Origin of the sequence: Tropicimonas sp. IMCC6043 (assembly GCF_004146235.1) — a bacterium.
In the GTDB taxonomy this organism is placed as follows: domain Bacteria; phylum Pseudomonadota; class Alphaproteobacteria; order Rhodobacterales; family Rhodobacteraceae; genus Tropicimonas.
Window position 1 is genome coordinate 61,995 of sequence record NZ_SELO01000015.1, and the last position, 22,860, is coordinate 84,854.

The 22,860-nt window shown below is 65.5% G+C and carries 25 protein-coding genes; 23 read left to right on the forward strand and 2 right to left on the reverse strand.

The genetic code is table 11. The features are described 5' to 3' along the window. Nucleotides 1-55 precede the first annotated feature (55 nt). The 11 genes from oppB (at nt 56) to radC (ending at nt 11,302) form a co-directional block, all read left to right on the forward strand. Entirely contained in the window at nt 56-979 is a 924-nt protein-coding gene (gene oppB / locus EU800_RS14515) for an oligopeptide ABC transporter permease OppB (RefSeq protein WP_129633598.1), read from the forward strand. Between the two features lie 10 nt (nt 980-989). Continuing rightward, a complete protein-coding gene (locus tag EU800_RS14520) occupies nt 990-1,916 on the forward strand; it encodes an ABC transporter permease subunit (protein ID WP_129633600.1) in 927 nt (308 codons plus the stop codon). 3 nt (nt 1,917-1,919) lie between these two features. Continuing rightward, nucleotides 1,920-2,888: an oligopeptide/dipeptide ABC transporter ATP-binding protein gene (locus EU800_RS14525; protein ID WP_129633602.1), complete on the forward strand. Its 969-nt coding sequence runs from the start codon at nt 1,920-1,922 to the stop codon at nt 2,886-2,888. Beyond that, a complete protein-coding gene (locus EU800_RS14530; RefSeq protein WP_129633604.1) occupies nt 2,885-3,928 on the forward strand; it encodes an oligopeptide/dipeptide ABC transporter ATP-binding protein in 1,044 nt (347 codons plus the stop codon). Before EU800_RS14525 ends, EU800_RS14530 begins: the two co-directional genes overlap by 4 nt. 408 nt (nt 3,929-4,336) lie before the next feature. Next, nucleotides 4,337-5,041, forward strand: a complete 705-nt coding sequence (locus EU800_RS14535) for a hypothetical protein (protein WP_129633606.1) — start codon at nt 4,337-4,339, stop codon at nt 5,039-5,041. Between the two features lie 155 nt (nt 5,042-5,196). Then, nucleotides 5,197-5,352 carry a hypothetical protein gene (locus EU800_RS26865; RefSeq protein ID WP_165354675.1) on the forward strand — a complete coding sequence of 52 codons (156 nt, stop codon included), beginning with the start codon at nt 5,197-5,199 and terminating at the stop codon, nt 5,350-5,352. Between the two features lie 114 nt (nt 5,353-5,466). After that, nucleotides 5,467-6,147 carry a paraquat-inducible protein A gene (locus tag EU800_RS14540; protein WP_129633608.1) on the forward strand — a complete coding sequence of 227 codons (681 nt, stop codon included), beginning with the start codon at nt 5,467-5,469 and terminating at the stop codon, nt 6,145-6,147. After that, complete coding sequence (locus EU800_RS14545; RefSeq protein ID WP_129633611.1) at nt 6,140-6,847, forward strand: paraquat-inducible protein A; 708 nt, start codon at nt 6,140-6,142, stop codon at nt 6,845-6,847. Before EU800_RS14540 ends, EU800_RS14545 begins: the two co-directional genes overlap by 8 nt. Beyond that, complete coding sequence (locus tag EU800_RS14550; protein WP_129633613.1) at nt 6,844-9,570, forward strand: MlaD family protein; 2,727 nt, start codon at nt 6,844-6,846, stop codon at nt 9,568-9,570. Before EU800_RS14545 ends, EU800_RS14550 begins: the two co-directional genes overlap by 4 nt. A gap of 86 nt (nt 9,571-9,656) precedes the next feature. Continuing rightward, entirely contained in the window at nt 9,657-10,214 is a 558-nt protein-coding gene (locus EU800_RS14555; RefSeq protein WP_129633615.1) for a membrane integrity-associated transporter subunit PqiC, read from the forward strand. A 389-nt stretch (nt 10,215-10,603) separates the two neighbouring features. After that, nucleotides 10,604-11,302: a DNA repair protein RadC gene (gene radC, locus EU800_RS14560; protein ID WP_242500585.1), complete on the forward strand. Its 699-nt coding sequence runs from the start codon at nt 10,604-10,606 to the stop codon at nt 11,300-11,302. A 93-nt stretch (nt 11,303-11,395) separates the two neighbouring features. Here the strand turns inward: radC and EU800_RS14565 are convergent, their stop codons facing one another. Continuing rightward, nucleotides 11,396-12,031: a VPLPA-CTERM sorting domain-containing protein gene (locus EU800_RS14565; RefSeq protein ID WP_129633623.1), complete on the reverse strand. Its 636-nt coding sequence runs from the start codon at nt 12,029-12,031 to the stop codon at nt 11,396-11,398. Between the two features lie 559 nt (nt 12,032-12,590). Here EU800_RS14565 and rpsM point away from each other — a divergent pair. The 5 genes from rpsM (at nt 12,591) to EU800_RS14590 (ending at nt 15,854) form a co-directional block, all read left to right on the forward strand. Continuing rightward, nucleotides 12,591-12,959, forward strand: coding sequence for a 30S ribosomal protein S13 (gene rpsM / locus EU800_RS14570; protein ID WP_129633625.1), 369 nt, complete (start codon nt 12,591-12,593; stop codon nt 12,957-12,959). A 15-nt stretch (nt 12,960-12,974) separates the two neighbouring features. Next, a complete protein-coding gene (rpsK, locus tag EU800_RS14575) occupies nt 12,975-13,367 on the forward strand; it encodes a 30S ribosomal protein S11 (RefSeq protein WP_129633627.1) in 393 nt (130 codons plus the stop codon). A 118-nt stretch (nt 13,368-13,485) separates the two neighbouring features. Then, complete coding sequence (locus EU800_RS14580) at nt 13,486-14,502, forward strand: DNA-directed RNA polymerase subunit alpha (RefSeq protein WP_129633629.1); 1,017 nt, start codon at nt 13,486-13,488, stop codon at nt 14,500-14,502. A 130-nt stretch (nt 14,503-14,632) separates the two neighbouring features. Next, complete coding sequence (gene rplQ / locus EU800_RS14585; protein ID WP_129633631.1) at nt 14,633-15,043, forward strand: 50S ribosomal protein L17; 411 nt, start codon at nt 14,633-14,635, stop codon at nt 15,041-15,043. 193 nt (nt 15,044-15,236) lie between these two features. Further along, complete coding sequence (locus tag EU800_RS14590) at nt 15,237-15,854, forward strand: autoinducer binding domain-containing protein (RefSeq protein WP_129633633.1); 618 nt, start codon at nt 15,237-15,239, stop codon at nt 15,852-15,854. A 6-nt stretch (nt 15,855-15,860) separates the two neighbouring features. On the opposite strand, the gene EU800_RS14595 is transcribed toward EU800_RS14590, so the two are convergent. Continuing rightward, nucleotides 15,861-17,186 carry a replication-associated recombination protein A gene (locus EU800_RS14595; RefSeq protein WP_129633635.1) on the reverse strand — a complete coding sequence of 442 codons (1,326 nt, stop codon included), beginning with the start codon at nt 17,184-17,186 and terminating at the stop codon, nt 15,861-15,863. 363 nt (nt 17,187-17,549) lie between these two features. Here EU800_RS14595 and EU800_RS26870 point away from each other — a divergent pair, with 363 nt between their 5' ends. The 7 genes from EU800_RS26870 to EU800_RS14630 all read left to right on the forward strand — a co-directional run bounded on the left by EU800_RS26870 (nt 17,550) and on the right by EU800_RS14630 (nt 22,843). Next, nucleotides 17,550-18,035, forward strand: a complete 486-nt coding sequence (locus EU800_RS26870; RefSeq protein ID WP_165354676.1) for a cytochrome c — start codon at nt 17,550-17,552, stop codon at nt 18,033-18,035. A gap of 5 nt (nt 18,036-18,040) precedes the next feature. Further along, on the forward strand, nt 18,041-18,673 hold the full coding sequence (locus tag EU800_RS14605) for a cytochrome b/b6 domain-containing protein (protein WP_129633639.1): 633 nt from the start codon (nt 18,041-18,043) through the stop codon (nt 18,671-18,673). A 79-nt stretch (nt 18,674-18,752) separates the two neighbouring features. Further along, nucleotides 18,753-19,136: a fluoride efflux transporter CrcB gene (crcB, locus tag EU800_RS14610; RefSeq protein ID WP_129633641.1), complete on the forward strand. Its 384-nt coding sequence runs from the start codon at nt 18,753-18,755 to the stop codon at nt 19,134-19,136. Continuing rightward, nucleotides 19,133-20,179: an RluA family pseudouridine synthase gene (locus EU800_RS14615; protein WP_129633643.1), complete on the forward strand. Its 1,047-nt coding sequence runs from the start codon at nt 19,133-19,135 to the stop codon at nt 20,177-20,179. The genes crcB and EU800_RS14615 overlap by 4 nt, the downstream gene beginning before the upstream one ends. Continuing rightward, nucleotides 20,176-20,865: an HAD-IA family hydrolase gene (locus EU800_RS14620; protein WP_129633645.1), complete on the forward strand. Its 690-nt coding sequence runs from the start codon at nt 20,176-20,178 to the stop codon at nt 20,863-20,865. The genes EU800_RS14615 and EU800_RS14620 overlap by 4 nt, the downstream gene beginning before the upstream one ends. Beyond that, the gene (locus EU800_RS14625; protein ID WP_129633647.1) at nt 20,866-21,582 is read left to right on the forward strand and encodes an ATP12 family chaperone protein; all 717 of its coding nucleotides are present in this window, start codon (nt 20,866-20,868) and stop codon (nt 21,580-21,582) included. 241 nt (nt 21,583-21,823) lie between these two features. Continuing rightward, nucleotides 21,824-22,843 carry an amino acid ABC transporter substrate-binding protein gene (locus tag EU800_RS14630; RefSeq protein WP_129633649.1) on the forward strand — a complete coding sequence of 340 codons (1,020 nt, stop codon included), beginning with the start codon at nt 21,824-21,826 and terminating at the stop codon, nt 22,841-22,843. Nucleotides 22,844-22,860 lie beyond the last annotated feature (17 nt).

The window sequence follows — 22,860 nt, forward strand, 5'->3', positions numbered from 1 at the left end:
ACCGGGCGCGCGGGGGACCTTCCCTTGCGCGCCCGACCATCTGGCAGGCCTCCCAATGCTCAGCTACATCTTCAGGCGCCTCGCGGTCGCCATACCGACGCTCCTTGTCCTGGTCGTCTTCTCCTACCTCGTCATGTACGCTGCGCCGGGAGGACCGTTCGATACCGAGCGCGCGCTCCCGCAGGAGGTCATGGCCAATCTCGAGGCCAAGTTCGGGCTCGACAAGCCGCTCGTCGTGCAGATGGCCAACTACGTCTGGAACGTCGTCGTGCATTTCGACTTCGGGCCGTCCTATTACTACAAGGACCAGACGGTGAACGACATCATCGCGCAGGGGTTCCCGGTGACGCTCACCTACGGTTTCTGGTCCTTTGTCGTCGCGGTGGTCGTCGGCATGTCGCTCGGCGTCTGCGCTGCGGTCTATCACAATTCCTGGCTCGACTACCTTGCCGTCGGCGTTTCGATCGGCGCGCAGGTCCTGCCCAACTTCGTCATGGCGCCGATCCTGGTGCTGGTCTTCACCCTCTGGCTCGGTTGGTTGCCGGGAGGCGGCTGGCAGGGCGGGCAATGGCAATATGTCGTCATGCCGGTGATCGCGCTCTCGACCTCCTTTATGGCCTCGATCGCGCGGCTCACTCGTTCCTCGATGCTCGAGGTGCTGAACGCCAACTACATCCGCACCGCCCGCGCAAAGGGCCTGCCGATGCGCAAGGTGATCCTGCGCCATGCGCTGAAGCCCGCGCTGCTGCCGGTGGTCTCCTATCTCGGCCCCGCCTTCGTGGCGATGATCACCGGCTCGGTCGTGGTCGACATGTATTTCTCCACTGGCGGCATCGGTGTCTTCTTCGTCAACTCGGCGCTCAACCGGGACTATTCGGTGATCATGGGGATCACCATTCTGACCGGCGCGCTGACCATCTTCTTCAACCTCGTGGTCGACATCCTCTACGCCTGGATCGACCCGAAGATCCGCTATTGAGGGTTACGCCATGATCCTCAGCCGCAAGAAAGTCAGGGACCTCGAGACCGCCGATCTCGGGAACGCCGTCGATGGCCGCTCGCTCTGGGCCGACGCCCGCATCCGGTTCTTCAAGAACAAGGCTGCGGTCGCCGGGCTCGTCGTACTGGTCCTCGTCGCACTCTTCGCGGCCTTCGGGTCGTTCCTCGCGCCCTGGTCCAACGAGGAGGTTGACTGGGCCGTGCTGGGACAGGTCGACACCATGGGCCGCCCGAGCCTCGCGTCGGGCCACTATTTCGGGACCGACGAGCTTGGCCGCGACGTCTTTGCCCGAACCATCCAAGGCACGCAGATCTCGCTCATGGTCGGTCTCATCGGCGCGCTGATCGCCGTTGTCGTCGGCACGATCTATGGCGCGACCTCGGGCTACCACGGCGGGCGGATCGACAACGTGATGATGCGGATCGTCGATGTGCTCCTCGCCATCCCCTACATGTTCGTGCTGATCCTGCTCCTCGTCGTCTTCGGCCGGTCGGTGCTGATGCTCTTCGTCGGCATCGGGCTGATCTCATGGCTCGACATGGCGCGGATCGCGCGTGGTCAGACTCTGTCGATCAAGAACAAGGAATTCGTAGAGGCGGCACATGCGATCGGCGTCCGCCCCGTCACCATCATCCGTCGCCACATCCTGCCGAACCTGCTCGGCGTCGTGATCGTCTACGCGACGCTCCTGGTGCCCTCGATGATCATCTACGAGAGCTTCATCTCCTTCCTCGGCCTCGGCGTGCAGGAGCCCAGCACCTCGTGGGGGGCACTGATCTCCGACGGGGCGAGCCAGATGCAATACGGCACGCTCTGGATGCTGCTCTTCCCGCTCTTCTTCTTCGTCATCACGCTCTTCGCCTTCTTTTTCGTCGGTGACGGGCTGCGCGACGCACTCGACCCGAAGGACCGCTGATCCATGGCGCTGCTCGAAATCAACGATCTCGCCGTCCGGTTCGAGACCAATGACGGCATCGTCTCGGCGGTCAACGGAGTCTCCTTCAACGTGAACGAGGGCGACACGCTCGCCATCGTCGGCGAGTCGGGCTCGGGCAAGTCGCAGACCGCCTTTGCCGCCATCGGCCTGCTAGCGCGCAACGGCCATGCCACCGGCTCGGTGAAATGGGATGGCCAGGAAATCCTCAACCTGCCGGAATCGAAGCTTAACCGGATCCGCTCCTCCGAGATCGCGATGATCTTCCAGGACCCTATGACCTCGCTCAATCCCTTCATGCGGGTGTCGGACCAGATGGAGGAGGTGCTGACGCTTCACCGAGGCATGTCCCGCAGGGCCGCGCGCGTCGAATGCGTGCGCATGCTCGATGCCGTACGCATTCCCGACGCGGCGGCTCGGATCACCATGTATCCGCACGAGTTCTCGGGCGGCATGCGGCAGCGGATCATGATCGCCATGTCGCTGCTCTGCCGGCCACGGCTGCTGATCGCCGACGAGCCGACAACTGCGCTCGATGTCACCGTCCAGGCGCAGATCATGAAGCTTCTCAGGGACGTGCAGGACGAGTTCAACACCGCGCTGATCCTGATCACCCACGATCTCGGGATTGTTGCCGGAAGCTGCGAGCGCACGATGGTCATGTATGGCGGGCGGATCATGGAGCGCGGCCCGACCGAGGAGATTTTCGAGACCCCCACGCATCCCTATACGCTGGGCCTGCTGGAGGCGGTGCCGCGGCTCGACCGTCGCGAGGAGGTGTTGCCGACCATTCCGGGGGAGCCACCCGACATGATGCGCGACGTCCGGGGCTGTCCGTTCGAGCCGCGTTGCCCGTTGCGCATCGACCGCTGCACGGATGACACTCCGCCGCTCGAGCGGATTGGCGAGACCCGCGTCCGTGCCTGTCACCGTTCCCCGGAGGAGGTCCGATGAGCGACATGCCCCTGCTCAAGGTCGAGGATCTCCGTGTCACTTTCTCGATCCGCCCTCGGGGCGCCTGGCCCTGGACGCCCTCGCTGCACCTACAGGCGGTCGGCGGCATATCCTTCGAGCTGGAGAAGGGCGAGACACTCGGGATCGTCGGGGAATCGGGCTCGGGCAAGTCCACCGTCGCCCGCGCCCTCATCAACACCGTGCCCGCGTCCGGTGGCCGCGTCCTCTGGAATGGCCAGGATCTGTTGCAGATGGGAAGCGACGCCCGCCGCCGACACAGGCAGGACGCGCAGATGGTCTTCCAGGACCCTCTTGCCGCGCTCAATCCGCGCATGAAGGTCGGCGAGATCATCGCCGAGCCGCTGACCACCCACCACCCCGACACGCCGCGGGCAGAGGTCAAGCGCCGGGTCGGCGCGCTGATGGAGCGGGTCGGGCTTTTGCCGAACCAGATCAACCGCTACCCGCATGAGTTCTCCGGCGGCCAGTGCCAGCGCATCGGCATCGCGCGGGCGTTGATCCTGAACCCGGACCTGGTGATCTGTGACGAGCCGGTCTCGGCGCTCGACGTCTCGGTGCAGGCGCAGGTGATCAACCTGCTCTCCGAACTGCAGCGCGATCTCGGCATCTCGCTGATCTTCATCGCCCACGACCTCTCGGTGGTGAAGCACATATCCGACCGGATCCTGGTGATGTATCTGGGCCGGGCGATGGAAACAGCCGACGCCGAAACCCTCATCGACCGGCCCGTCCACCCCTACACCCGTTCGCTGGTGCAGGCCGTGCCGATCCCGGACCCCAAGGTCGAGCTGGCCCGCGAGCACCGCGTGCTCGAGGGCGACCTCCCCTCGCCGCTCCGCCCGCCCTCGGGCTGCGTCTTCCGCACCCGCTGCCCGCGGGCACTGCCGGCCTGCGCCGAGGCGGTGCCGGAAATGCAGGAGGTCGGGCCGGGGCATTTCTCCTGGTGCCCGGTCACGGCGGGGGAGGTTGTGAAGGGGCTGATCGCGAGCGTGAGTGGGGTGAGAACAGTCGTGGATTGAAGGAGCACGAAAGCGCGGCCGAGGGACAGGCCAAGAAACCTTCTGTGGTCCAAGTTTGCGGAATGCGTTTCTGAGTAGACGTGGATTTCCAACGGACGAGCACTGCGAAAAGGGCCGCGTCCGACCCTTGGTGGGCGTTTCGGAGCAACGGAACTCAGGCGGCTTCTGGTGCAAGCCACTGCTACAGGGTTTCTGGTTGCAGCGTCGCGATGCGCCCTCCCGGGAAAGGATCCGGCGCGGCCTGGGCTGGTCGACCCCGGCCAGGCTTGTGTGCTGGGCTAGGGGATTGAACATGTCCGGGATCATGCGCTGAAGTGCGCAAACTGGCGCACCACCCGGGCGGTGGCTTGTCGTGGGGCGCGGCATGGGCATATATAGAAAATGTTGAATTTGTCCAAGAGGCCCCCGATGAAATCCCTCCTGTCCACGCTGGCGCTTGCCGCCGTTCTCTCCGCCCCGGTCGCGTTTGCCGGCCCGGTTGCCGATTTCGAAGGCGACTACCGCGAGATGTATGCAAACTACCGAACCGCGCTCTTCATGACCAATGCCGGCAAGCCGGAGGCGGCGGTCAAGGCGTTGACTGCGCTGGAAGAGACTTTCTGGGCGCTGAACGACAGCTATGGCACGACGCCGCCGCCGCACTACGCGGATGACCCGGCCTGGGGCGAGACGATGTCCCGGGTGGGCGGCCTCCTGGAACAGGCGGCGGCTGAGGCCGAGGCAGGGGACCTGCCGGCCGCGCACGAAACCCTCGAGGGGATCCGCGACCTGTTCGGCTCGCTGCATCTCCGCAACGACATCGCCAGTTTCTCGGACCGGATGAATGCCTATCACGCCGAGATGGAGCATGTTCTGGAGATGGATCTGAGCAAGGCCGACGTGGGCATGCTGCGCGAGCGTGCGGCCGTGCTCGACTTCCTCGCCCGCCGGGTCATCGACACGCCGCCCGAGGAGGCGATCGGCAGCGCCGAGTTCGACCAGTTGGCGAAACCGTTCCGGGCCTCGGCGGATGCGTTCCTCGAGGCGACCCGTTCAGGTGATCCGGAGGCGGTGAAGGCGGCTGTGGCCGGGCTCAAGAAACCCTACTCGCAGCTCTTCCTGAAGTTCGGCTGAGGCGACTGGCGTCCGCTCGCTTCCGTCGCATTGTCAGAGAGCGCGCGTTCGATTTCCGGATGCGCGACACACGAGACTGGTCCAGTCTGTCGGGACAGGGATCAGACCCGGCATATTGTCTGACGCGTTCGCGACACGCCTCGGGCCAAACGCTCGTGACTTGGTCCCTGTCTTCGGCGCCGTCGCTGCTGTTGCTGACCGGCAGATTGCGTGTCGGAACACCTCCGATCTATCCCGTCATTGGGCTGAGCCTTGTCATGAACCTGTTGTTGGTCATCGGCATCCTGATCCATGCCGGGCTCACCTTCTGAGGCGACGGATGGCTGGTGAGCGCTTCGCCGCGTCACCGGGGACAGTCGACTCTCCATTGCGCTGCCCCCCGTCGATGCTAGGTTGCGGGACGAAGAGAGGTTTTCGAGTGCGACGTGCCACAGGCAAATGAACTCCCCGGCGACCTGCGCGACCTGATCGCCTGCCCGTCCTGCGACGCGCTCTACCGCGCCGCCGAGACGGCGCATGGCGAGCGGGCGGTCTGCGCGCGCTGTCACCATGTGCTGATCGCCCCGCTCGAGGGGGCGATCCTCAATATCGTTGCGCTCTCGCTGACAGTGCTGCTGCTGCTGGTCACCGCGGTCTTCTTGCCGTTCCTCAAGATCGAGGCCAAGGGTCTGTCGCATACCGCCTCGATCTTCGACGCGGCGCTTGCCTTTGCCGACGCGAAGATGGTGGCGCTCAGCATGGCCGTGCTCGCGCTGATCGTGTTCATCCCGGTGCTACGCGCGAGCCTGCTCATCTTTACGCTCCTTCCCCTTCTGTCGCACGGCCGGCCGCTGCCCGGCGCGCGGCTGGCCTTCCGATGGACCGAGGATCTCCGACCCTGGTCCATGGCCGAGATCTTCGTTCTCGGAGTCGGGGTGGCACTGGTGAAGATCGCGGACATGGCCCGGGTCGAGCTGGGCACCGCGTTCTGGCTCTTCGCGGTGCTGGTAGTGGTCACCGTCTGGCAGGACACGATCATCTGCCGCTGGACGATCTGGGAAGCGCTCGACCGCGAGGAGGCGGCGCACAAGCGCCCCTCATCGGTCCCGGAGCCGGACCATGGTTGAGCCCCGCGACGTTTTCGAGCCCGTACTGACGGCGCGCAAGGCTGGGCTCGTCGCCTGCACGCATTGCGCCCGCGTCTGGCCGCTGGGGCAGCGGCGCTGCGGACGCTGCGGTGGCAGGCTGATCTCCCGCGACAGGCGCTCGCTCTCCCGTGTCTGGGCCTGGTGGACCGTCGGGCTCATCTGCTACATCCCGGCGAACCTGTTCCCGATGCTCGAGACCACCTTTCTCGGCAAGACCTCGGGCGACACCATCGTCAGCGGCGCCGTGCTCCTGGCCATGCATGGCGCCGTTCCGGTGGCTCTGGTTATCCTGCTGGCCTCGGTCTGCGTGCCGGTCGCCAAGTTCATCGCCGTGGCCTATCTCGCGGCCTCGGTGCAGCGCGGCCTGCCCGCTGACCCACTGCGGCGCACCCAACTCTACGAACTCGTAGAATTCATAGGCCGATGGTCGATGATCGACGTTTTCGTCGTCGCCGTGCTCTCCGCGCTCGTGCAGCTCTCGATCGTGGTTTCGATCCACCCCGGACCGGCGGCGCTGACCTTCGCACTGGCCGTCTTTTTCACCATGATCTCCGCACGAAGCTTCGACAGCCGACTGATCTGGGACAGCCTTGAGGCAGATGCGCCCAGGGCTTCCGGGACCAAAAAAATTCCCGCGCCAGCCGCTCCCGGTGGCGTCTTGAAGGATCCTCAGACGTGACCGATCAGATCCCCGATATCCCGGTCCAGCCGGCGAAACGCAGCCTGATGCAGCGTGTTTCCATCGTCTGGGTGGTCCCGCTGGCGGCGCTGCTCATCGCGCTCGGCATCGCATGGCAGGCCTACAGCAACCGCGGCGCGCTGATCGAGATCAGCTTCCAGAACGCATCCGGCATTGTTGCCGAGCAGACTCAGTTGCGCTATCGCGAGGTTTCGGTCGGCATCGTCGAGAAAGTCACCTTCTCCGACGATCTCTCCTCCGTCGTCGCGCATGTCCGGCTCGACAAGGCTGTCGAGCCCTTTGTCGATTCCGAGGCGCTCTTCTGGGTCGTCCAGCCGCAGGTCAGCGCGCGCGGCGTCTCCGGCCTCGAGACGGTGCTGAGCGGCGTCTATATCGAGGGAAGCTGGGACAACATCCCCGGCGGCTTGCATCAGCATTTCACCGGCCTGCCGGAGCGGCCGGTTGCGCGCCCCGACCAGAAGGGTACCCGGATCGTGCTGTCTTCGGTCTCGGGAAAGGGGCTGAGCGAGGGCGGGTCAGTGTTCTTCAAGGGGCTGGAAGTCGGCCGGATCGGCCGGCCGACCCTCTCGCCAGACGGGATCACGATCGAGGCCGAGGCCTTCATCAACGCGCCGCATGACCGGCTGCTGACCACGCAATCGCGCTTTTGGAACGCGTCCGGGATCTCCTTCAACCTCGGTCCGACCGGCGCCTCGGTCAACGTGGAGAGCATCGCCTCGCTGATCTCCGGCGGCATCAGCTTCGAGACAGTCGTCTCCGGCGGCGACCCGGTCACCGACGGGGTGGACTTCACCGTCTTCGGGAGCCAGGACGAGGCGCGCGAGAACCTCTTCGAAGGCACTGGTCCCGAGGGCGGCCAGATGGAAATGGCGATGGTCTTCGACCAAAACGTCACCGGGTTGCAGGTCGGCGCGCAGGTGATGCTGAACGGATTGCAGATCGGCGAAGTGGTCGGCATCACCGGGAGGGTCGATCCCGAGCAGTTCGGCGACGACCGGGTGCGCCTCGTCGCGGTGCTCTCGATCGATCTCGGCAAGCTCGAGGCGGCACCCGAGGCCGACGGAACCGAAGAACGGCGCGAGGCCGTTCTGGACTTCTTCGTCGAGGCAGTCGCGGACGGCTGGCGGGCGAAGCTGGCGCGCACGGGGCTCCTGTCTTCCGCGCTGCGGATCGAGATCACGCAGGAACCCGATGCGGCTCCAGCGGTGTTCCAGCGCGATGCCGAGCCATATCCGATCTTCCCATCCGTCACGACCGACCTGAAGGCGACCGGCGCCTCGGCGGAGTCCCTCATGAAACGGGTGAGCGACCTGCCGATCGAGGACCTGCTCGCCTCGGCAAAACAGGTGCTCGACAACGCCGCGAAATTGATCTCCAGCGAGGACATGCAACAGATCCCGGGCGATATCCGCGGCACGGTCGAGGAGATCCGTGGCGCGGTCGGCGACGCGCGCGGCGTGATCGGCAGCGCCGACATTCAGGCTCTTCCTGCGCGATTGACCGGTATCGCGGACGAGATCGGCGGAGTGCTCGAAGAGGTCAGGCAGGGAGAGGCTGTCGCCAAGCTCACCGATGCCATCGAGAAGGCCGGCGACGCGGCCAGCGAAATCGGCACGGCCGCCGAGGGCGTCCCCGAGCTTCTGGACAAGATCGAAGCCGTCGCGGCCAAGGCCGGCGAACTCGACCTCGAGGGATTGCTGGCGCAGGCCGAGGGCCTTGTCGACTCCGCCCGCGCGGTGATTGACACGGAGTCGGCGCGAGCGCTGCCGGACAAGGTGGTGGCGGCGATCGATGGGGTCGAATCGGCCGTCGGCGAGGCGTCGAGCCTGTTCGCCGAGCTCAATTCCGCGAAGGCGGCGGACGCATTGGCTGCGGCTCTGGAAAGCGTGAATGCGGCGGCAGAGGAGATCACAACGGTCGCTGAAGGCCTGCCGGAACTTCTGACCAAGGTAGAGGCGGTTGCCGACAAGGCGACGGCGCTCGATATCGAGGGTCTTCTGGCGCAGGTCAAGGGGCTGGCCGGGTCGGCCCGCGAAGTGCTCGACACCGATGGAGCGCGAGCCCTGCCCGACACGATGGTTGAGGCGCTGAAAGGTGTCGAATCCGCGGTCGGCGAAGCCACCACGCTGCTTGCGGACATGAACGAAGCGGGGGCGGCGGAGACGCTGACCCAGGCGCTGGACAAGGTGAACGCGGCCGCGGGCGATGTTGAGACGGCCGTCGCGGACCTGCCGGCGCTGATCGAGGACTTCCGCAAGGTGGCTGAGAACGCGGCGCAGATGGATCTTGCGACTCTGTCGGAAGAGGTAACGCGACTTGTGGAGAGCGCCGATGCGCTGATCGGCACCGAGGCGGCCCGCGAGCTTCCGGGAGCGCTGTCGGCGGCCTTCGACGAGGTCGGCGCGGCGCTGTCCGAGTTGCGCGAGGGTGGCACCGTCGAGAACGTCAACGCCGCGTTGGCCTCGGCGGAGAAGGCGGCGGATTCGGTATCGCAGGCCGCCACCGACCTGCCGGAGCTGGTGCGCCGCGCCGAAGCGACTCTGCGCGAAGCCGAGTTGGCGCTGGCCGGCCTATCCGACAGCGGCGCGCTCAACCGGCAGGCGCAGGCGACGATGCGCGATGTCAGCCGCGCGGCGGACTCGGTGCGGTCGCTGATGCGGACGCTCGAGCGCAAGCCCAACGCGCTTCTGACCGGCAAATGAACCCGACTCTGCGGCAGAGGAGGCGCTTGCTCCCGGATAGCGGGCTTGTATGCTCTGGCCTCGAAGACCGAACGAAGGGACGGCCCATGCGCCTGACTCTCTGCCTTGTCGCCCTGCTGGCGGGGCTTGCCGCCTGCGGGCCGGCACCGATGCGCTATGCCGCGCCGCAAGTCGCCTCGGGCGACCGGATCTCCATCGGCGTCAGCCGGCTCGAGGTGCGCGAGGTCTCGCTGCCGACCTATGCGCAGGGCGAGGAAATCTGGCGTGAGACAGAGAGCGGCGCGATCGAGTCAGATCCCAAGAGCCTCTGGGCCGACGATCCGGCACGTGGCGTGACGCTGGAACTGTCGAGGCACCTTGCGGCGTTGAGCGGGGCCAAGGTGGCGGCCGAGCCCTGGCCCTTCGAGGACCTGCCGCAGGCACGGCTCTTCGTGCGCGTCGAGGAGATGGTTGCAGGGTCGGACGCGGTCTTCCGCATGTCCGGCCAGTATTTCATCGCCCGTCTGACCGGCGGTCGCGAGGTCTCCGGCACCTTCGCGGTCCGCGCGCCCATCGGGGGCGATGGCAGCCCGCAGGCGATCGCCGCGGCGCGGGCTACGGCGGTGCGCGATCTCGCCCGGCTCATCGCGGGTCGCGGTTTCTGAGCACATCGGAACGATCGGACCCGGTGATCCCGGCGCGACACACGAATTGTTAACCACTTCGGCGTTCAGTGTCCCTGTTGCCGGGGCAGGAGCGGCCAATGGGCGGCCGCCGCCGGCTCGGAGATCGGCCGGGGATGTCGGGAATCTGGGACAGGCTTACGGGGCGCGCGCCGCCGGAGACAGGACCGGCGCCGCGTGGCGAACCTCCGAGCTACCGGCCGGTCGCGTCCGGTGCGACGCGCGGTGGCTTCTCCGAGTCCGCGCTCAGGGGGCTCGACGAACTCGATGCCCGGCTGCCGCCACCCGGCGTCGAGACCCGGCCCGCCGCCGCGCCGCGTTTCCGTCAGACCGCCCGGCTCTCGACGGAGGCGAGCGCTGGCGGCGGCTTGATGACGGGCGATGACGGCCAGGTGCGGCCGCATTACTGGGGCCACCGCGAGCGGCTCCGCCAACGTTTCCTCGCCGGCAGCCACGCGGCGATGCCGGAATACGAACTGCTCGAACTCCTGCTCTTCAATGCCATTCCCCGGATCGATGTGAAACCGCTGGCCAAGCGCCTGCTCGCGGCCTTCGGGGACCTCAACGGCGTCGTCGCGGCGTCGGAATCGCGGCTCCTCGAGATCGAGGGCGCGACGGCGAAGGTCTACCTGCAACTGCGCGTGGTCGAGGCCTTTGCCCACCGGATGGCGCGCGCGAAGGTTATGCAGCGGCATGTCCTGACGTCGTGGGACGCGTTGATGGAGTATTGCAAGACGGTGATGGCGCATCGCGACACGGAGCAGTTCCGTGTCCTGTTCCTCGACCGAAAGAACCACCTCGTCGCCGACGAGGCACAGGCGGACGGCACGGTGGACCATGTTCCGGTCTATCCGCGCGAGATCGTCAAGCGGGCGCTGGAGCTCAATGCCTCGGCGATCATCCTGGTGCACAACCACCCTTCGGGAGACCCGTCGCCCTCGAACGAGGATGTCGTGATGACCGACCGGATCTTCGAGGCCTGCCGGGCGGTGGGGATCACGATCCACGACCATGTGGTGATCGGCAAGGAGGAGGACGCCTCCTTCCGGCAGTTGGGCTTTCTAGAATGATTTGCTCGGTGCGGCGACCCTGCGCGGATACAGGGCCGGGGGCAGAGAAGGGCCCGAAGGCCCTTCCCGAATTTCGATGGGTCAGCCGAAACGTCAGCGTTTCGCGCGACGCCGAAGCCCGGCCAGAACGCCAACTCCGCCGAGCATGAGCGGCAGAGAGGCCGGCAACGGGATCGCCGGCTGCTGGGTCTCCTCGACCGTGAAGGTCATCGTGTAGTCAACCGGACTGCCATCGTTCATCCCGAAGACTCCGTTGCCGATAACCATGTTGTAGATGCCCGCGCCGCGGGTGAAGGTCTGGGTTGACGTGAATGGCGAGTACTGGCCATTCGAATCCGGCACCTTGAACTCGAAGATCACCGGCGTGACCGAGCTTTCGTACAAGCCCCATGTCGGCGAGGGGAAGCCGAAGAAAGGATTGAAAGCGTCCGCATTCGAGGCAAAGACCAGCGTCGCGCCGACGAGCGTCTGATTGGGCCCGATGACGATGTTGAAGACGTCGGCCGGGTCTCCCGGCGTGAAGATCGACCCCTCAAAGGTGTTCACCCCCGCAACGAGGGAAAAATCACCGACGTCCGAGACACCTCCGATATTGTCGTAATCGCCGCCGGCCTCAACACCGGTGGCTTCGTCATACGTGCCGGAAAAGGACGGCACCGGAACGGCATAGGCCTGGCTGGCAAATCCCATGGCAAACACCAGGGCAAGTTTCGTCTTGAAAATGGACATTCTACCTCCTTGTCTCGCCGCGTTCTGCGCCGAGATATGTGTAAGGCGGACACTAGGATCTGACGTAGCGTCGTGTCACGTAAATTATTGACAGACAATCTCAATTGAAGCCCGATTGGGCACGATTCCGGGAGCGCGCCAGTATTGTTTCAGTTTGGAAGGCAAACCCGGCGAAGTTCGACAGTGAGGCAGAAAATGGACTGCTGGCATCAAGCCGTGACGTGCGTCCTGAAGGCATTTCAACGCACCCGCCCGGAGCCGATCGCTCTGCCCGAACGGACCTGTTGACCTTTTGGCCGGGATCGCCGAACCTCTCCGCGATGCCCCGGCTTTCGGTCCCTCTCCGAATGGCCTTGACAAATCGTGAAATCGGGCCTTGACGCTCCTTCGCATTGCCAGTAGTTCACAGCCTCTCTGACGAGAATCGCCGCTTTCTTTCCTGCCTGCGCTGCGGGGAGATTCGGTGGCAAGACCGGCCCGGTGGCGCGACGCCGTCGGGCTTCTGTTGTGAAAAAAGGTTCTGGAACTACGGAACCGCAACCATGAAGGAAGATACCACTTGGCACGTATCGCTGGGGTCAACATCCCGACCGCCAAGCGCGTCCCGATCGCGCTCACCTACATCACCGGCATTGGCAACGCCTCCGCGGAAGCGATTTGCGAGGCTGTCGGCATCGATCTGACCCGCCGCGTCAACGAGCTCTCCGACGCTGAAGTGCTCGCCATCCGCGAGCATATCGACGCCAACCTGACCGTTGAAGGCGACCTGCGCCGCGAGACGCAGATGAACATCAAGCGCCTGATGGACCTGGGCTGCTACCGTGGCCTTCGCCACCGCCGCAACCTGCCCGTGCGCGGCCAGCGCACCCATACCAACGCCCGCACCCGCAAGGGGCCGGCCAAGCCGATTGCCGGCAAAAAGAAGTAAGGGGAGGCAGGACCAATGGCTCGCGATCGCCGCGCATCCACCAAACGCAAGGTTTCCAAGAACATCGCCACCGGCGTTGCGCATGTGAATTCCTCGTTCAACAACACCAAGATCCTGATCTCCGACGTGCAGGGCAACGCGATCTCGTGGTCGTCTGCCGGCACGATGGGCTTCAAGGGCTCCCGGAAATCGACCCCCTACGCGGCGCAGATGGCTGCCGAGGACGCCGGCCGCAAGGCGCAGGAGCACGGCGTGAAGACGCTCGAGGTCGAAGTTCAGGGACCCGGTTCGGGCCGTGAGAGCGCTCTTCGGGCGCTGGCCGCTGTCGGCTTCAACATCACGTCGATTCGCGACGTGACCCCGATCGCGCATAACGGTTGCCGTCCGCCGAAGCGCCGTCGCGTCTGACGCACAGGGCAGAGACATGCGGATCGCGCCGGAACGGGCGCGGTCCGTTGCAGCATTTTGAACCTCGGGCGTCTGCCCGCTCGGACATGGCAGGCAGACAGGTATGGAGGCGACATACATGATCCACAAGAACTGGCAGGAACTGATCAAGCCGACCCAGCTGGAGGTCAAGCCCGGCGCCGACGCCTCCCGCAAGGCGACCCTCGTCGCCGAGCCCCTGGAGCGGGGCTTTGGCCTGACGCTCGGCAACGCGCTGCGCCGCGTGCTGCTTTCCTCGCTGCAGGGCGCCGCCATCACCAGCGTGCAGATCGACAATGTCCTGCACGAGTTCTCCTCGGTGGCCGGGGTCCGCGAGGACGTCACGGACATCGTTCTGAACCTGAAGGGCGTGGCGATCGCGATGGATGTGGACGGGCCGAAGCGCCTGTCGATTGCCGCCAAGGGACCCGGCATCGTTACCGCCGGCGACATCTCCGAGACCGCCGGCATCGAGATCCTCAACAAGGATCACGTCATCTGCCACCTTGATGATGGCGCGGATCTCTATGTCGAGCTCACGGTCAACACCGGTAAGGGCTATGTCGCTGCCGACAAGAACCGCCCCGAGGATGCGCCGATCGGCCTGATCCCGATCGACGCGATCTATTCGCCGGTCAAGAAGGTCTCCTATGACGTGCAGCCGACCCGCGAGGGCCAGGTGCTCGACTATGACAAGCTGACGCTGAAGATCGAGACGGACGGTTCGGTCACGCCCGAGGATGCCGTGGCCTTCGCCGCCCGTATCCTGCAGGACCAGCTCTCGATCTTCGTCAACTTCGACGAGCCGGAAGCGGCCAGCCGCCAGGAAGAGGATGATGGTCTCGAGTTCAACCCGCTTCTGCTGAAGAAGGTGGACGAGCTGGAGCTGTCGGTCCGGTCTGCGAACTGCCTGAAGAACGACAACATCGTCTATATCGGCGACCTGATCCAGAAGACCGAAGCCGAGATGCTGCGCACTCCGAACTTCGGCCGCAAGTCGCTCAACGAGATCAAGGAAGTGCTCTCGGGCATGGGGCTGCATCTCGGCATGGATGTCGAGGAATGGCCGCCGGAGAACATCGAGGATCTCGCCAAGAAATTCGAGGACCAGTTCTGATCCCCGAAGGGCGTGCCGGAGCGGCGCGCCCGACCCGACCCGGGCATTCTGCCCCAAGGAGAGCCGGTGACACGCATCGCCGGCCGGACAAAGCAAAATCGCCCGTAGAGGGCAAACTGGAGATAGACACATGCGTCACGCCCGCGGATACCGCCGCCTGAACCGGACCCATGAGCACCGCAAGGCGCTCTTCGCGAACATGGCCGGCTCGCTGATCGAGCATGAGCAAATCAAGACGACCCTGCCCAAGGCGAAGGAACTCAAACCCATCGTTGAGAAGCTGATCACGCTGGGCAAGCGTGGCGATCTGCACGCCCGTCGGCTCGCCGCGTCGAGGCTCAAGCAGGACAAGCACGTTGCCAAGCTCTTCGAGGTGCTTGGCCCGCGGTATGCCGAGCGCGCCGGCGGCTGCGTCCGCGTCCTGAAGGCCGGCTTCCGCTATGGCGACATGGCCCCGATGGCGATCATCGAGCTGGTCGATCGCGACGCCGATGCCAAGGGTGCCGAAGACCGTGCGCGTGAAGAGGCCGTGGAGGAATAGTCCACTTGCCCGGAAATTCGAAAGGGCCCTCGTTTTGCGGGGGCTTTTTTGTTGTCGTGGAGCGGCGTGGAGGCATGCACGGTCGACTTGAGACACGCCGGCCGCGAACCGCGACGTGTGGCGGGAACCTCATGGTAACCTTTGGTTCACAATAAGATTGACGAAAAGCTGACCAGAAATAGTACACTTGATCATGGCTGAACGGGCTAGCATTGATCGCGAGTTGAGGCTGCTGGGGAAACTGGCGCCGGCGGGCTATTTCGTCGGTTTGCATATCCGGTTCGCCTCGCCGCTGATGACCTTCCAGACCTACGATCCGGCCTGGATCGAACGCTATACGGCGCAGGCCTATGCGATGCGCGATCCGATGACCGCGTGGGGTTTCTCCACCGAAGGAGCGGCGCGCTGGAGCGAGATCCAGAGCCGCATTCCCGACCCGTTTGGCATCATGCAGGAAGCGGCGGATTTCGGCCTGAGATTCGGTGTCCAGATCGCCCATGGCCCGATTTCCTCGCGCAGCATCGCCGGGTTGGCCCGCACCGACCGGGAATTCACCGACACCGAGCGCGACCGCGCGGCGCAGATCGTCGTACGCATGCACGAGCTGACCGAACCGCCCGAGAGCCTGACACAGGCGCAGGTCGAGGCGCTCCGCCTCGTCGCGGCGGGTGACCGCCACGCCGCCGCGGCTGGCAAGCTCGGCATCTCGGAGAGTGCGCTTAAGGCGCGGCTGACCTCGGCGCGCCAGCGGTTGATGGCACGGACCACTGCCGAGGCGATCCAGCGCGCCAAGGATGCCCGGCTGCTCTGACCGGGATCAGCTTTCGCGCCCGCCGCCGGACTGCCGCTTGCTGCGCAGATGGGCGAAGAAATCCAGCCGCTTCTTCAGCTCCCGTTCGAAACCTCGCTCCACCGGAAGGTAGTAGACGCCACGCTTCATGCCGTCCGGGAAATAGTCCTGCCCCGAAAAGCCGTCCTCGGCGTCGTGGTCATAGAGATAGCCCGCGCCATAGCCCTGTTCCTTCATCAGCCCGGTCGGCGCGTTCAGGATATGCTTGGGTGGCGGCGCGGAGCCGCTCCTGGCCGCCGCCGCCATCGCGGACTTGAACCCCGCGTAGCCGGCATTGGATTTCGGCGCCAGGGCGAGGTAGATCACTGCCTGCGCCAGCGCCAGTTCGCCTTCCGGGCTGCCGAGCCGCTCGTAGGTTTCCCACGCACCAAGGCAGATCCCGTGCGCCTGCGGGTCGGCGAGGCCGATATCTTCCACGGCCATCCGGGTGATCCGGCGGGCGAGGTAACGGGGATCTTCGCCGCCCTTGAGCATCCGCGCCAGCCAGTAGAGCGCCGCGTCGGGGTCGGAGCCGCGCACCGATTTGTGCAGCGCCGAGATCAGGTTGTAATGCGCCTCGCCCGATTTGTCGTATTGCGTCGCCCGTTTCATCAGCCGCGCGGTCAGCTGCGATGTCTCCAGCGGCGCCGCGACGCGCCACGCCGCGACCTGCTCGACGAGGTTCAGGAGCGCCCGGCCGTCGCCGTCCGCCATGCCGATCAGCGCCTCGCGCGCAGCCGGCGTCAGTTTCAGTGGCGCGCCGAGCTCGTGTTCCGCTCGGGCGAGCAACGCCTCGAGCGCTGCGTCGTCGAGCCGGTTCAGAACCAGAACCTGGGCCCGGCTCAGTAGCGCCGCGTTGAGTTCGAACGAGGGGTTCTCGGTCGTCGCACCGACCAGCACGATCGTTCCGTCTTCCATATGCGGCAGGAAGCCGTCCTGCTGCGCCTTGTTGAAGCGGTGAATCTCGTCGACGAAGAGCAGCGTGCCCTTGCCGTTCTGTCGACGGAGCTTTGCCGCTTCGAAGACCTTCCGGAGCTCCGGCACGCCGGTGAAGATTGCGCTGATCTGAACGAAATGAAGATCGGTCTCGTGTGCCAGCAGCCGCGCGATGGTGGTCTTGCCGGTGCCGGGTGGGCCCCAGAGCACGAGCGAGGAGAGGCTTCCCGCGGCCAGCATCGTGCCGAGCGGGGCCTCGACGCCGAGCAAGTGGTCCTGGCCGATCACCTCGGCGAGCGTGGCGGGGCGCAGCCGGTCGGCGAGCGGGCGCGGGGCGGTCTCGGCGCGGGGGCCGGGGGAGTCGAAAAGGTCTGGCATCGGCGCCAGACTAGACCGGGCGCACCGGGTTGGAAATCTCCCTGATCTGCCGGCGTCGTGGATCCGTGCTGCGCCTGCCCGATCCTTATGCAGGTCCTGCCCGGCGCGGTCGGGGGCAAACAGCATTCCGGTCAAATCTCTGTTATTTCGGCCGATCGGGATCGGCGGGATAGTCAGAGGCGAAAGACCGGTTCAGAAAGGAAAACAAGGAGATACGCCCGGCTCTCTGACTTGGAGGTACCCCGGAGGCACGGCAGGGCCTCGCCAGATCCGCTCCTTCCGGATCCTCTTGTCTTCCAATCGTCACAGGGTATGTGCAGGAATCATCGACGGAGAAACCATCACTTTTCGTGTATCGAACGAGTGACCGAACTGGCCAATAGGAGACCAGCCATGCGCAAAATGATTTTAGCGGCAATTGCCCTTTCCTTTCCCGCCCTCGCCTTTGCCGACGCAGCCACGGATGCCGTCAAGGCGCGTCAGGACAACATGGACGCGCGTGCCGCCCAGGTGGAGATCCTTGCCAAGATGGCCAAGGGCGAAATCGAGTACGAGTCCGCGGCCGCCCAGGAGGCCGCCGAAAAGCTGGTCGAGGTCTTCAGCGTCGACATGTCCGGCTTCTGGCTTCCCGGGACGAGCTCGGAAGACATGCCGGGTGTGTCCTACGCCAAGCCGGCGCTTTGGGAAAACGGTGAGAAAGTCGGAGAGATCGGCAAACAGGCCTATATGGCCGCCCAGGATCTCGTCCAGCTCGCCGGCAGCAGCAAGGAAGAGATGATGGCCGGCCTCGGCGCCGTCGGCAATGCCTGCCAGGATTGTCACAAGATCGCTCAAGCCCGGAAAAACTGAGTGAGATGACTGGCCGATCGCCAGAGGCTGACAAGCTCCGCCGCGTGCGGTTGTGGGACCCGCTGGTGCGGTCCTTCCACTGGCTGTTGGTGATCTGTGTCTGCACCGCGTGGTACCTGGGCGAATTCGGCCCGGGTATCATGACCCTGCATTTCTATTTCGGTTACGCCATTATCGCCTTGCTGGCAATCCGCATCATCTGGGGCTTCATCGGGGCTTGGCCGGCCCGGTTCCAGCACTTCGTCTACGGTCCGGGAACGTTCTTCCGGTACCTCTCCGGCATCGGTAAGCGTCGTCCCAGCCTCTGGCCGGGTCACAATCCGGTCGGCGCGCTCTCGGTCTTCCTGCTGCTTGGTGTGCTGGGCCTGCAGGCCTTCACCGGGCTCTTCGCCGATCCGGACGATTTCATCAACCGGGGGCCGCTGGCCAACAGCGTACCGGGCATGGTTGGTTGGGCGACTTCGATCCATCAGGTCCTGCCGCCGATCATCCTCCTCCTGGTCCTGCTGCATCTCGCCGCAATCGTCTTCTACAAGGTCTACAAGAACGAGAATCTTGTCCCCTCGATGCTGCACGGCCGCAAGATCGTGAGGGGCGCGGTTCCGGCCGACCGGATCATCGAGGAACTGCCCGAATAGGCGATGTCGCGCGGCGGGTGGCGTCGTCCGACCCGCTCGTCCGCTTGACAAGCGCCGCGCGGCGGAAGACACCGGCGCCATGATCCTCACAGCTCTCCAGGTTGCCCTTGGCGGGGCCGTTGGCGCCGTATGCCGTTATCTCACGAATGTCGCCATGAAGGCGGTTTTCGGGATCGGATTCCCGTGGGGAACGCTGACGGTCAACATCGTCGGTTCGTTCCTGATGGGGGCGCTGGTCGTCGTGCTGGAACGCAAGGGGATGCCCCATTTCGTTCCGCTGATCATGACCGGCTTCCTCGGCGGGTTCACCACATTTTCCGCCTTCTCGCTCGATGCCATCTTTCTGATGGAGGATGGTCGGACCGAGGTGGCGATGGTCTATATCGTGGCGTCCGTGCTTGTCTCGCTGGCCGCGCTCGTCATCGGCCTCGCTTTTGCCCGCGGTGTGGTGCCGCTGCCATGAGCCAGGTGCAGCAGATCGAGATCGGTGCAGAGGAGGGCGGGCAGCGGCTCGACCGCTGGCTCCGGCGGCGTTTCCCGCAGCTCGCGCAGGGACGGATCGAGAAGATGTGCCGAAAGGGCGAGTTGCGGATCGACGGCGCCCGCGTGAAGAGTTCAACCCGGATCGAGGCGGGGCAGGTGGTTCGCGTGCCGCCGCTTCCCAAGGAAGACGCCCCCGCGCCTGCTCCGGAGCGCACGGAGATTTCCCGCGCCGATGCGGAGATGATCCGTGCAGCCGTGATCTGGCGCGACGACCATATCATCGCGCTCAACAAGCCACCGGGCCTGCCGGTGCAGGGCGGCAGCAAGCAGTCGCGGCACGTCGACGGGTTGGCCGAGGCTCTGCGTTTCGGCGCGGAGGAGAAACCGCGGCTCGTGCACCGGCTCGACAAGGACACGTCCGGCATCCTGCTGCTGGCGCGAAGCCGGGCGATGGCGGGCGCGCTGACCGAGGCGTTCCGGGCGCGCGAGACACGCAAGATATACTGGGCTGCTGTCGCCGGCGTGCCGGAGCCCCGGATGGGCACGATCCGCTTCGGCCTGGTCAAGGCCGGCGGGCATGGCGCGGGCGGCGAGGGCGAGAAGATGCGCTGCGTTCACCCGCGCGAGGTCGAGGCCACTCCGGGCGCGAAACGCGCCACCACCGATTACGCCGTGTTGTCGGCGCTCGGCGGCCGGGTGAGTTGGGTCGCGCTGGTGCCGGTCACCGGCCGCACCCACCAGCTGCGCGCCCACATGGCCGAGATCGGGCATCCGATCGTCGGAGACGGCAAATACGGCGGCTCGGGGCAGGAGAATCTCGGCGATGGCTGGGGCGCGGGGCTTGGCGGCGCGATCTCGCGCAAGCTGCACCTGCACGCCCGTTCGCTGAACCTGGTCCACCCGGTGACCGGCCGGCGCCTGAGCCTCACCGCTCCGCTGCCGGAGCACATGGCGCGGACCTGGGACATGCTCGACTGGCACGCTGGTGACGTGCCGGACGACCCTTTCGAGGATTCCGAATGAGCGACCCGACTCCGCTGCGGCTTGTCGTCTTCGATGTCGACGGCACATTGGTCGACAGCCAGGCGCATATTCTCGCAGCGATGGCGCGGGCTTTCGACGGCATTGGTCGGCCCGTCCCGCCGCGCGACGAGGTGCTCTCGATCGTTGGCCTGTCGCTCGCGGTCGCGGTCGCGCGGCTGGCGCCCGATCTCGATGCCGAGAGCCAGGCGGCGCTGGTAGAGGGCTACAAGGCAGGCTTTGCCGATATCCGGATGTCGGGCGCTGCGGACGAGATGTCGCCGCTCTATCCCGGTGCCCTCGATGCGCTTGACGGGTTGCTGGCGCGCGAGGATCTGCTGCTCGGCATCGCCACCGGCAAGTCGCGACGCGGGCTCGACCACCTTCTCGCCGCGCATCGGTTGACCGGACGCTTCGCCACCGAGCAGGTGGCCGATCACCACCCGTCAAAGCCGCACCCCTCAATGCTGTTGGCCGCGCTGGCGGAAACAGGTGTCGAGGCCCGGGACGGTGTGATGATCGGCGACACCAGCTACGACATGGAGATGGGCCGTGCCGCCGGGCTCCGAACCATCGGCGTGAGCTGGGGCTACCATCCGGCGCGCGCGCTGTTGGCCGCGGGCGCGGAAATCGTCATCGACGGTTTCGACGCGCTCGACCGGGCGCTGGTGCAGGTCTGGGAGGGGTAGATGACCGTCTGGATGCCGAAACGGTTCTGGAGCGATGCGCGCGTGGCCGATGCCGAGAGCGGCTGGCAGGTTCTGCTCGACGGCCGCATGCTCCGTACTCCGGCAAAGGCGCCGCTGGTGCTGCCGTCGGTCGCGCTGGCCGAGGCGATCGCGGAGGAATGGCAGGCTCAGGGCGAGCATGTCGACCCGATGTCGATGCCCTGCACCCGCTCGGCCAATGCCGCGATCGACAATGTGGCCCGCCAGAAGACGGAGGTTGCAGCGCACATCGCCGTCTTCGGCGAGACCGATCTATGTTGCTACCGGGCGGAAGGCCCCGAGACGCTCCGCGCCGAGCAGGCCCGCGCCTGGAATGCGCTGCTGGACTGGGCGCGCGACGAACTCGGTGCGCCGCTGGTGCAGACCGCTGGCATCGTGCCGGTGCCGCAGCCGGCGCGCAGCCTCGCCGCGCTGAGCGCGCATGTGTCGGCGCTCGATGCCTTCGCGCTGACAGCGTTGCATGACCTCGTCTCGCTCTCGGGTTCACTCCTGATCGGCCTCGCCGCGCTCGAAGATCGCTACGAGATCGAGGATCTCTGGCGCCGATCCCGTGTCGACGAGGACTTCCAGGAAAGGCAATGGGGCATTGACGAGGAGGCTACCGGAATGGCGGCCCGGAAGCGGCAAGATTTCCTGCACGCGGCGAGATTCTACCGACTGTCTCGGCCTGCATCCTGATTTTAATCAGCGGCTCCAGAGCATTGCGTAATTTTTGGGCGGACCCGCGGCGGCCCCCTGTTTCCCAAAGCGGTTCCACGTCGCATTTGGGACGACCCTTGACGTTTTCTTGGTAATTTGCCCAAAGTTGATGCGCTGAGAGAGCGGGCCATTCCGACGACCACTCCGTTCGCGCCGCTGGCCCAGAAAAATAAGAGACCCAGGTCCTGGGCGGACCGGGGGCCATCAGGAAGAGGTACACATGAACAAGACCGTATTCGTTGGGGTTCTGGCGCTTGCCGGCATGTCGGCATCCGTCGCCGCCGCCGGTCTGCTGGACGAGGTAAAGACTCGCGGGAAGCTCAACTGTGGTGTCAATGCCGGCCTGGTGGGTTTCGCAGCACCCGACGCCAACGGCGAATGGGGCGGTTTCGACGTCGCGGTTTGCCGCGCGATCGCCGCCGCCGTTCTGGACGACCCGAACGCGATCGAGTTCGTCCCCACGACGGCAAAGACACGGTTCACCGCGCTGGCGTCGGGTGAAATCGACGTGCTGGCTCGGAACACCACCTGGACCTTCACTCGCGACGTCGACCTGAAATTCGAGTTTACCGGCGTGAACTATTACGATGGACAGGGCTTCATCGTTCGCAAGGATCTTGGCGTGTCCTCGGCCAAGGAACTCGACGGGGCAACCATCTGCATTCAGACCGGAACGACCACCGAGCTGAACCTCGCCGACTTCTTCCGCATCAACAACATGGACTACGATCCTGTTCCGATCGAGACGGAAGCGGAGGCGCAGCAGCAGTATCTGGCCGGAGCCTGCGACTCCTACACCACGGATGCGTCCGCTCTCGCCGCCAACCGTGCCACCTTCGAGGACTCGGCCAACCACATCATCCTGCCGGAGATCATCTCCAAGGAGCCGCTTGGCCCGCTCGTTCGCCATGGCGACAATGAATGGGGCGACGTGGTGCGCTGGACGCTGAATGCGCTCATCGCCGCAGAGGAGCTTGGCGTCACCTCGGCCAACGTGGCCGAACTGGCGTCCGCACCGGGCAGCAACCCGGAGATCAACCGCCTGCTGGGCACCGAGGGCACGCTCGGTGAAATGCTCGGCCTGCAGCCCGATTGGGCCGTCAAGGCGATCTCGGCTGGCGGCAACTACGGCGAGATCTTCGAGAAGAATATCGGCGAGGCGACCCCGATCGGTCTGGCGCGCGGCCTGAACGCGCAATGGACGTCCGGGGGCCTGATGTACGCGCCGCCGTTCCGCTAGGGTCGTAACACAAGGGC